Source organism: Pyxidicoccus fallax (assembly GCF_012933655.1).
Taxonomy (GTDB): domain Bacteria; phylum Myxococcota; class Myxococcia; order Myxococcales; family Myxococcaceae; genus Myxococcus; species Myxococcus fallax.
In genome coordinates this window covers 1-9,688 of record NZ_JABBJJ010000420.1, presented here as the reverse complement: position 1 = coordinate 9,688, position 9,688 = coordinate 1, and the positions used below count along the sequence as shown (strand labels likewise).

Below are 9,688 nucleotides of genomic sequence, written 5' to 3'. Positions count from 1 at the left end.
CACCCACCCCGTGCCCACCACCGCCAGGTCGTTGGGGGTGAGCCCCTCATAGGTGAGCCCCGGCCCTACATCCGCCTGCTGCCCGTCGCGCAGGGACACGCCGTAGCGCAGCCGCAACGAGGCGTGCTCGGCCACCTGCTGGGCCCGGGCGGACGCCGGGGAGGCCAGCACGAGGAGCACCAGCGCCAGACGCGCCAGGGAGGAGAGGAGGGGGCTGGGGGGTTGCAAAGCCCGGCGGAGTATAGAGAAAGCCGCGAAGGCTCCCAACCCCGGGGGATGGGAGGACCCCGGAAAGGGCCCGGGACCCCCGTCCGGCCTACAGCCCGTTCGGGCGGCATGGGGACGGCCACCCTTCGCACCCGGGTACGCGGATGGCTTCTTGCTGGAGTGGGTTCGCTTTGCTAAGCATCCTCACGGTCGGTAGCGCCTCGTCTAACCTCCGGGATTCACTCCAGAAACAATCGGAGCGTTGCCGTGAGCGGGGCGAGCGAACGCTGAGGAGCGCATACGCCCATGGGCACGCAACTGGTGATGTACGAAGAGGAGTTCACCAAGATCAACGCCGTTTGCGACCGGCTCACCAAGGACGCGAACGCGAAGGTGGTGTTCCTCGTCGACAAGAACGGGCAGCTCATCTCCTCCGCCGGCCAGACGCAGAACATCGACACCACCTCGCTGGCCTCGCTGACGGCCGGCAACGTGGCGGCGATGGGCGGCCTGGCCAAGCTGATCGGTGAGAACGAGTTCCCCAACCAGTTCCACGAGGGGGCCAAGGACTCGCTCTACATGACCATCGTCGGTAGCCGGGTCGTGCTGGTCGTCATCTTCGACAACCGCACCAGCCTCGGCCTCGTCCGCCTGCGCATCAAGAAGGCCAGCGACGAGCTCACGAAGATCTTCGAGAGTCTGGTGAAGAAGACGGACAGTCCGGGAGCCGGGTCGCCCTTCGCCGAGATCTCCGACGACGATATCGACAACCTCTTCAGCGAGTAACCCGGGAAGCCATGTCCTTCATCAACTACTCATCCCGCGAAATCAACTGCAAGATTGTCTATTACGGGCCCGGGCTCTGCGGGAAGACGACCAACCTCCAGTACATCTACAACAAGACCGCCGCCGAGACGAAGGGCAAGCTCATCTCCCTCTCCACGGAGACGGACCGCACGCTCTTCTTCGACTTCCTCCCGCTGTCGCTCGGTGAGATTCGCGGCTTCAAGACGCGCTTCCACCTCTACACGGTGCCCGGTCAGGTCTTCTACGACGCCAGCCGCAAGCTCATCCTCAAGGGCGTGGACGGCGTGGTCTTCGTCGCCGACAGTCAGATCGAGCGCATGGAGGCCAACATGGAGTCCATCGAGAACCTCCGTGTGAACCTCGCCGAGCAGGGCTACGACCTGAACAAGATTCCGTACGTGGTCCAGTACAACAAGCGGGACCTGCCCAACGCGGTGACGGTGGAGGAGATGCGCAAGGCGCTCAACCCCCGCAACATCCCGGAGTATCAGGCCGTTGCCCCCACCGGCGTGGGTGTGTTCGACACGCTCAAGGCCGTGGCCAAGCTGGTCCTCACGGAGCTCAAGAAGGGCGGCTGAAGCAGCCCGCCGACCGGCGAGCCGGCCCCTTGCACTGAGCGTGACAAGACGGCCCGCCGGGAAGGGTGGTATGACCTCAGGCCGTCGGGTCAGGTCGTCTGACTTCTTGAGGTCGCACCGTGCGTGTCGCTGCCGCAACCTTCCACCTCCTCGCCCTCCTGAGCGCCACCGTGTGGATGCCGGCGCTCGCGCAGGCGCCCTCCGCCGTCACGCCCGCGGCGACCGCCTCCACGCCGTCCGCCGCGCCCCAGGCTGCTGGCGCGCCGCAGGCTTCGCGGGCGGCTCCGTCCGAGGCGGTGGGTAGCGCGGCGGTGCCCGCGGCCGGCGCGCGCACGGCGGAAGAGGCCTTCGACACCCGCGTGAAGACGCTGGAGGAGCAGGTCGTCGACCTGAAGGAGAAGATCTACCGCTCCAAGGCGCGGCTGCTGCTCTTGCAGGAGTCGGTGCTGGGCGGTGACGTGTCCACCGGCTCGCGCGCGGTCATCGTCCACAAGAACGAGATGGGCGGCTCCTTCATGCTGGAGTCGGTGACGTACGCGCTCGACGGCGCGCCCATCTTCACGCAGGTGGACACCGAGGGAGACCTCGGCAAGCGCCAGGAGTTCGAGGTCTTCAACGGCCGCATCGTCCCCGGTCAGCACCAGATTGCCGTGCGGCTCGTCTACCGGGGCAACGGCTACGGCGTGTTCAGCTACCTGGAGGGCTACAAGTTCAAGGTGCAGTCCAGCCAGTCCTTCACCGCCGAGCCCGGGAAGGTGACCACCGTGCGCGTGGTGGGCTTCGAGCAGGGCGGCCTCACCACGGACCTGAAGGACCGGCCGGCGGTGCGCTACGACATCGAGCTGACGCGCGAGACGGGCCGCAAGGTCGAGCCGTCGGCGCCGGCCACCTCCTCCTCCGAAACGAAGTAGGGGCTCCTCCGGTGAACGCGTCGCTCCGCGCCCTGGCCCTGGCCACCGCCCTGCTGGGCTCCACGCCCACGCTCGCCGCCGAGCCACGTCCGGCGTCGCGCCCCACCGCGCGAGATCTGGCGCAGCAGCTCGACGCCGTGGACAAGGGGCTGCGCCTCACCGAGGAGAACCTGCGCTTCGTGGAGACGCAGTACACGCAGCGCGCCGAGCCTGGAGACGACGACTCACGGGCGCGCCGCTTCTCCGACGGGGAAATCCAATACCTGCTCGGCGACTGGCCGGCGGCGTCCGTCCTCTTCTACGACCTGGTGAGCGACCCGCGCTTCCGCCCCCACTCGCGCTACCCGGACGCCCTCTTCTACCTGGCGGACTCGCTCTTCCAGCAGCAGAACTACATCGGCGCGAGGATGTACCTGCGCGAGCTGCTGTCGCTGCCCTCGTCCTCCAACCACCAGCGGGAAGCGCTCTCGCGCTACCTCACGGTGGCCAGCCGGCTCAACCAGTTCGAGGGCATCGACGGGTACGTGGAGAAGGCGCGCGCCCTCTCTGGCGGGCAGCTTCCCCCGGAGATGGCGTACGTCCACGCGAAGTGGCTCTTCCGCCGCTCGGACCTGCCCGCCGAGGAGCGCATCGCCCGCGCGCGCGAGGCCTTCGGCCCGCTGGCCCAGGCCCCGGACGGCGCCTTCCGCCTCCAGGCCGCGTACCACCTGGGCGTGCTGGCCGTGCAGGCCGGAGAGCTGCCCGCCGCCATCGAGCACTTCGAGCGGCTCGCCGCCCTGCCCTCCTCGCCTGTCGCCACCTCGGCACCGACGCGGAGTCAGACGGCCGCGGCGACGCCGGAGGCCAATGCCCAGCGCGTGCGCGAGCTGGCGCTGATGTCCCTGGGGCGGCTGCTGTTCGAGACGGGCCGCTACAGCGAGGCGCTGGACCGCTATGGCCAGGTGCCGCGGGAGAGCGAGTCCTTCCCGGAGTCGCTCTACGAGAGCGCGTGGGTCCACGTGAAGATGGGCAACCACCAGCTCGCGAAGAACGCCATCGACATCCTGCTGATGGTGACGCCCGACTCGCCGCTCGCCGCGGAGGCGCGCCTGCTCCAGGGCAACCTGCTGCAGAAGCTGCGCAAGTACGGCACCTCCATCGAGACGTATACCCGCGTCAGCGACGACTTCCGGCCGGCGCGTGAGTCCATCGACAACCTGATGCGCGTGAGCCAGGACCCGGTGGCGTACTTCGACCGGCTGCTGGGACGCGTGGACGGCTCGGCGGACGTGCGCACGCTGCTGCCTCCGCTGGCGCTGAAGTACGCCGCCACCCAGCGTGAGGTGGCGGACGCGGTGCGGCTGGTGGGCGACCTCGACAGCGGCCGGCAGGGCGCGGACGAGGCCCAGACGCTGGCGGTGCGCATCCTCGAGGCGCTGGAGACGCGCGGGATGGAGTCCTTCCCGGAGCTGCAGGAGGGCTACACGCGCGCGGACGCGGTGGACTCCGCCCTCACCCACGCGGAGGCCGCGCTGGTGCGCGTGGAGACCGCCGCGCTGGACGCCGTCCTCACCCCCGACGAGCGCGCGCGGCTGGACGCGGTGCGGCTCCGGCGCGAGTTTTTGGGCCACCGCTTCTCCGCCCTGCCCACCACCCTCCAGGAGCTGGAGGAGCGGCGCCGGCGCATGCAGTCCCGCGTGGACGAGGTGGACCGCGAGGCCTTCCGCCTGGGCTACGAGCTGCAGAGCCTCCAGGCCGTGGCCACCTCGGTGCGCAAGTGGGTGGACGACACGCGCGGGCAGCGCACGACCCCCCCGGAGGAGGAGCGCGAGTTCCTCATGCAGCTCCAGGCCGAGACGCAGACGCTGACGGACCTGCGGTCCGAGCTGGAGGCCACCCGCGCCCGGCTGGCGGACGAGCGCCACGCCGCGGCCACGGCGCTGGCCGGCGAGCAGACCATCCGCACGGAGTACGCCGCGGTGCTGCGCCAGGAGCATGAGCTGCTGAGCGCGGCCGAGGGCCGGCTGCCCCAGGGCGATGCGCGCACGCTCATGCGCGCCCACGAGGTGCGGAGCCGGGCGGACGCCCTGCGCACCCGCGTGGCCGCCGCGCGGGACGTGCTGCGCGCGCGGCTGGAGTCCCGGGGCCGCGACATCCGCGAGAAGGTGCTGGCGGAGCAGCAGCTCCTGGACCGCTACGAGGCGGAAGTGGCCGCGGTGACCGGCGACACGCGCAACCTCGTGGGCCGCATCGCCTTCGAGAGCTTCCGCCGCGTGCGGCAGCAGTTCTACGACCTGGTGCTCCGCGCGGACGTGGGCGTGGTGGACGTGGCCTTCTCCGAGAAGCAGGACAAGACGACGGAAATCCAGCGCCTGTCCGCGCAGAAGGACAAGGCGCTGCGCGAGCTGGACGCCGAGTTCAAGGACGTGCTGGCGGAGGACAAGCAGTGATGCGCCGCCCCCTCCTCGCCGCCCTGCTCGCCCTCTCCGCGCTGCCCGCCTCCGCCCAAGAGGAGGCGGAAGGGGCCACCGCCGCGCCCGCCGCGGAGGCTCCCGCGAAGGAGTCGGCGCCCGCCTCCGGCAAGCCCGGCGAGTACCTGAAGGGCCTGGGGCGCACGCCCGAGCAGGAAGCCCTGCTCCAGGAGGTCAGCCGCGCCCACAAGACGTACCAGGACGAGTCGCGCGAGTTCCACCGCGAGGTGCAGCTGCTGGTGGAGCACAAGTACGAGCAGAAGCGCGGCTCGCTGTCGTCCTCGTACGACAAGACCATCCGCGACCTGGAGACGCAGGAGCGCCGGGAGCGGGAGAACGCCATCATCCGCTTCGAGGAGTTCCTCCGCCGCTACCCCGACGAGGTCCGCTACACGCCGGACGTCATGTTCCGCCTCGCGGAGCTGTACTACGAGCGCTCCGCGGAAGAGTTCCTCGCCGAGAGCAAGCGGTACCGCGAGCATCTCGCCGCGGCCGACGGCGACTCCAGCGGGGAGGTGCCCGACGAGCCGGTGGTGGACTACTCGGACTCCGTCGCGCTCTACCGCCGGCTGCTGAAGGACTTCCCCGACTACCGCCTCAACGACGCCGCCCTGTACCTGCTGGGCTACTGCCTGGAGGAGCAGAGGCAGTTCAGCGAGGGCCTCGTCGCCTACGAGCAGCTCATCGAGCGCTACCCGAAGAGCCGCTTCACCACCGAGGCGTGGGTGCGCATCGGCGAGCACTGGTTCGACGCCTACGAGGACCCGAACGCGCTCACCAAGGCCGAGGTGGCCTTCGCGGCCGCCATCCGCGACACCCAGCACGCGCTCTACGACAAGGCGCTCTACAAGCTGGCCTGGACGTACTACAAAATGGACCGCTTCGACGAAGCGGTGGAGTCCTTCCTCACGCTGACGGACTTCTACGAGGCCCAGCGCGTGGCCAGGGGCGAGGAGAAGGCCGGCGGCGACCTGCGCGAGGAGGGCCTCCAGTACGTGGCCATCTCCCTGGCCGACGAGAACTGGGGCGGCATGGCCCGCGCGCAGGCCGTCTTCGAGAAGCGCGGCCCGCGCCCGTACGAGGCGGAAATCTACCGCCGCCTCGGCAACGTCTACTTCGACCAGACGAAGTACCCGGACGCCATCGCCGCGTACCAGCTCGTGCTCCAGAAGGACCCGCTCGCCCCGGACGCGCCGGCGCTGCAGCAGCGCATCGTCCAGGCGTACACGGGCGACCGGATGATGGCCGAGGCCTTCGCCGCGTCCGAGAAGCTGGCCACGAGCTACCAGCCGGGCACGCCCTGGTACGAGAAGAACAAGCACGACCCGGACGCGCTCTCCGAGGCGAACGCGCTGGCCGAGCGCAGCCTGTACAGCACCGCCACCTACCACCACCAGCAGGCGCTGGTGTTCAAACAGGAAGGGAAGTTCGAGCAGGCCAACCTCGGCTTCCAGGTGGCCGCGCGCGCGTACGGCGCCTACCTGGAGCGCTTCCCCCGCAGCAAGAGCGCGGGCGAGATGCGCTTCTACCACGCGGAGTGCCTCTACAACTCCTTCCAGTTCGCCGCCGCCGCCAAGGGCTACGAGGAGGTGCGCGACACGGGCGTCGCGGAGAAGCACCGCGACGACGCCGCGCTCAACGCGGTCCTCGCGTGGCAGCAGCAGCTCAACCTGGATGTGAAGTCCGGGGCGGCGCCGGACGTGAAGCCGCTGCGCTCCACCGAGCGCCCCGAGGGCGAGGTCGTCAAGCCCCTGCCCTTCGCGCCCACCGAGCAGAAGCTCGTCGAGGCCTCCGACAAGTACCTCGCGCTCCTGCCGAAGGCGGACAAGGCGCCGGGCATCGCCTACAAGGCCGCGGAGCTGTTCTACGCGCACAACGACTTCCCCGAGGCGCGCCGTCGCTTCGAGTCCATCGTCCAGACGTACCCGAAGCACGAGGTGGCGAAGTACTCCACCAACCTCATCGTCGAGACGTTCCTCATCGACAAGGACTGGAAGAGCGTGGAGGAGGTCAGCGCGAAGCTGGCCAGCAACACGCAGGTCATCGACCCGACCAGCCCGCTCTACAAGGACCTGGTGAAGTTCAAGCTCGCCGGCCGCTTCAAGCTGGCCGACCAGCTCATGGCCGAGGGCAAGCACGACGAGGCCGCGGAGAAGTACATCCAGCTCGTCGACGAGGAGCCGCGCCACGAGTTCGCGGACAAGGCGCTCAACAACGCCGCGGTGGCGTACGAGAGCACGCGCCGCTTCGACTCCGCGCTGAAGCTGTACGAGCGCATCTACCGCGAGTACCCGTCCTCGCCCCTGGCGGACGCGGCGCTGTTCCGCGTGGCGGTGAACGCGGAGAACTCGTACGACTTCGACAAGGCCGTCGCCAACTACCAGAAGCTGGTGAAGGACTACCCGGCGTCGAAGGACCGCGAGGCGGCCCTCTTCAACACCGCGCGCCTCTTGGAAGGCCAGCAGCGCTACCCCGAGGCGGCGGCGGCCTTCCTGCGCTACGCGGACCTGTACCCCAACGCCGAGGACGCGCCGAAGAACCAGTACCGCGCCGCCATCATCTACGAGAAGCAGGGCGACCCGAAGGGCGAGGTCCGCGCGCTCCAGGAGTTCGTGCGCAAGTTCGCCAACAAGCCCGGCCAGGTGGAGCTGGTGGTGGACGCGTACCGGCGCATGGGTGACGCGCAGCACAAGCTGGGCAACGAGCGCGAGGCGCAGCGCTCCTGGGCCCAGGCCGCCAACGAGTTCGACCGCCGCAAGCTCCAGCCGGACACGCACCCGCTCGCGGCGGACGCGGCCGCCTACGGCCGCTTCCACCTCGCCGAGGCGGAGCTGCAGAAGTTCGACCGGCTGAGGATTGGCGGCCGGGGCAAGGCGCTGGAGCGCAGCTTCACGGCGAAGCGCAACGCGGTGAAGTCGGTCAACGAGGCCTACGCGCGCGTCTACCCGTACAAGCGGCTGGAGTGGACGCTGGCGGCGCTGTACCGGCGCGGCTACGCGCTGGAGCGCTTCGCCAACACCATCATCGAGACGCCGGTGCCCCCGGAGGTGAAGCGGCTGGGCGAGGAGGCGGTGGTGGTGTACCAGGACCAGCTCGCGCAGCAGACGACGGCGCTGGAGGAGGCCGCGGTGGAGAGCTACGCGGCCACCATGGCGGAGGCGCGCAAGAATCGCATCTCCAACGAGTGGACGCGGCGCACGCTGGAGGCCCTCAACCGCTTCCGTCCCAAGGAGTACCCGGTGCTCAAGGAGCCCAAGCACGCGCTCTCCGGGGACGCCGCGTATCCGGACGGCCTCGTGGGCAGCGTGTACGGGCCGCCGCGCACCAAATCCACCGTGAAGAAGGACGCGCCGAAGCTGACCACCGGAGGTGAGCAGTGAGGCCCCTGCGTATCCCCGGCGCCCGCGCGCTCACCGCCGTGGCGCTCGCGTCCGGACTCGTGCTGTCCGCGTGCGCCTCCGGCCCCGAGACGCGCCCGGACCCCGTGGCCGCCACCCCCACGGATGGCGCCGCCGCGGCCCCGGACGCGGGCACGGCGGAGCAGGCCGCGGCCGCGGAGGCCCCAGCCCCCAAGAAGCCCGCGCGTGGCCCGGCGGGAGACTTCGCGCGCGCGGTGGAGATTGCCCAGAAGGGCGAGCTGACGGCGGCCGAGGCCGCGCTGAGCACGCTCACGCGCGAGAATCCGAAGCTCGACTACGCGTGGACGAACCTGGGCATCGTCCAGGAGCGCCTGGGCAAGCCGGAGGAAGCCGAGCGCTCCTACCGTCAGGCGCTGGCGGTGGCCCCCGAGCAGGAGGCCGCGTGGGACTGCCTCGCGCGCCTGTACGGCCGCACGGGCCGCTCGGTGAAGCTGGAGGCGGAGCTGCGCGGCCTGCTCGACTCCCGGAAGGACTCGGTGACGCTGCGCACCGCGCTGGCCACCACGCTGCTCCATCAGAAGAAGCACGAGTCCGCCGCCACCGAGGCGAAGCTGGCGCTCAAGGGCGACGAGCGCCACGTGCGCGCCATGCAGGTGCTCGCGCAGGTGTACTACCGCGAGGGCAAGAACGAGCTGGCGCGCATGGTGCTGGAGAACGCGCGCGCCATCGACGCGGGCGACGCGGCCACGCACAACGCGCTGGGCCTGGTGTACCTCGCCCTCAAGGCACGCCCGCAGGCGCTGGAGTCCTTCAAGCAGGCCGCGAAGCTCCGCCCGGACTTCGCGGAGGCGCGCAACAACTTCGGCGCCCTGCTCAACGAGGCGCAGGACTACCCCGCCGCCGTCACCGAGCTGGAGGCCGCGGTGCGGGCCGCGCCGGACTTCGCCTCCGCCCGCCTCAACCTGGGCAACGCCTACCGCGGCCAGGGTGACTTCGCCCGCTCGCGGGCCGAGTACGAGCAGGTCCTGAAGCTCCTGCCCGGCACGACGGACCCGTACTTCAACCTCGCCATCCTCTACCTGGACGTCGAGCCACCAGGGATGGACGCGCTCGAGCGGTACAACACGGCCATCTCCTACTTCGACCAGTTCCAGGCGAAGGGCGGCAAGGACGAGCGCATCACGCAGTACGTGAAGGACGCCCGGAAGAACATCGAGCGCGAGGAGCGCCGCCGCGAGCGCGAGCGCAAGGACCAGCTCCGCAAGGCCGCGGAGGAGAAGGCCGAGGCCGACAAGCAGGCCGCCGAGAAGGCCGCGGCGGAGAAGGCCGCCGCCGAAGCCGCCGCCCCGAAGCCCGCCGAGGCCCCGGCCCCGGCC

6 protein-coding genes are annotated in these 9,688 nt (G+C 70.2%); all 6 read left to right on the top strand.

All coding sequences use genetic code 11. The annotated features are described in order from the left end of the window. Positions 1 to 513 precede the first annotated feature (513 nt). Positions 514 to 993 (top strand): gliding-motility regulator GTPase-activating protein MglB, encoded by a 480-nt coding sequence (gene mglB / locus HG543_RS47330; RefSeq protein ID WP_002637270.1) that lies wholly within the window; start codon positions 514 to 516, stop codon positions 991 to 993. Positions 994 to 1,004: 11 nt separating this feature from the next. Further along, positions 1,005 to 1,592, top strand: coding sequence for a gliding-motility regulator Ras-like GTPase MglA (gene mglA / locus HG543_RS47325; protein ID WP_015347803.1), 588 nt, complete (start codon positions 1,005 to 1,007; stop codon positions 1,590 to 1,592). Between the two features lie 119 nt (positions 1,593 to 1,711). After that, positions 1,712 to 2,503, top strand: coding sequence for a dihydrolipoamide acetyltransferase (locus HG543_RS47320; RefSeq protein ID WP_169351559.1), 792 nt, complete (start codon positions 1,712 to 1,714; stop codon positions 2,501 to 2,503). Positions 2,504 to 2,514: 11 nt separating this feature from the next. Beyond that, positions 2,515 to 4,932 (top strand): tetratricopeptide repeat protein, encoded by a 2,418-nt coding sequence (locus HG543_RS47315; RefSeq protein ID WP_169351558.1) that lies wholly within the window; start codon positions 2,515 to 2,517, stop codon positions 4,930 to 4,932. Continuing rightward, on the top strand, positions 4,932 to 8,333 hold the full coding sequence (locus HG543_RS47310) for a tetratricopeptide repeat protein (protein WP_171818490.1): 3,402 nt from the start codon (positions 4,932 to 4,934) through the stop codon (positions 8,331 to 8,333). The genes HG543_RS47315 and HG543_RS47310 overlap by 1 nt, the downstream gene beginning before the upstream one ends. 5 nt (positions 8,334 to 8,338) lie before the next feature. Beyond that, positions 8,339 to 9,688 (top strand): tetratricopeptide repeat protein (locus tag HG543_RS47305; protein ID WP_169351560.1); only part of this gene is annotated, 1,350 nt, incomplete at its 3' end.

What these genes read in the sequence shown, in the direction of transcription:
- HG543_RS47310 (WP_171818490.1), top strand. Translation starts at nt 4,932, where the DNA reads ATGCGCCGCCCCCTCCTCGCCGCCCTGCTCGCCCTCTCCGCGCTGCCC.
- mglA (WP_015347803.1), top strand. Translation starts at nt 1,005, where the DNA reads ATGTCCTTCATCAACTACTCATCCCGCGAAATCAACTGCAAGATTGTC.
- mglB (WP_002637270.1), top strand. Translation starts at nt 514, where the DNA reads ATGGGCACGCAACTGGTGATGTACGAAGAGGAGTTCACCAAGATCAAC.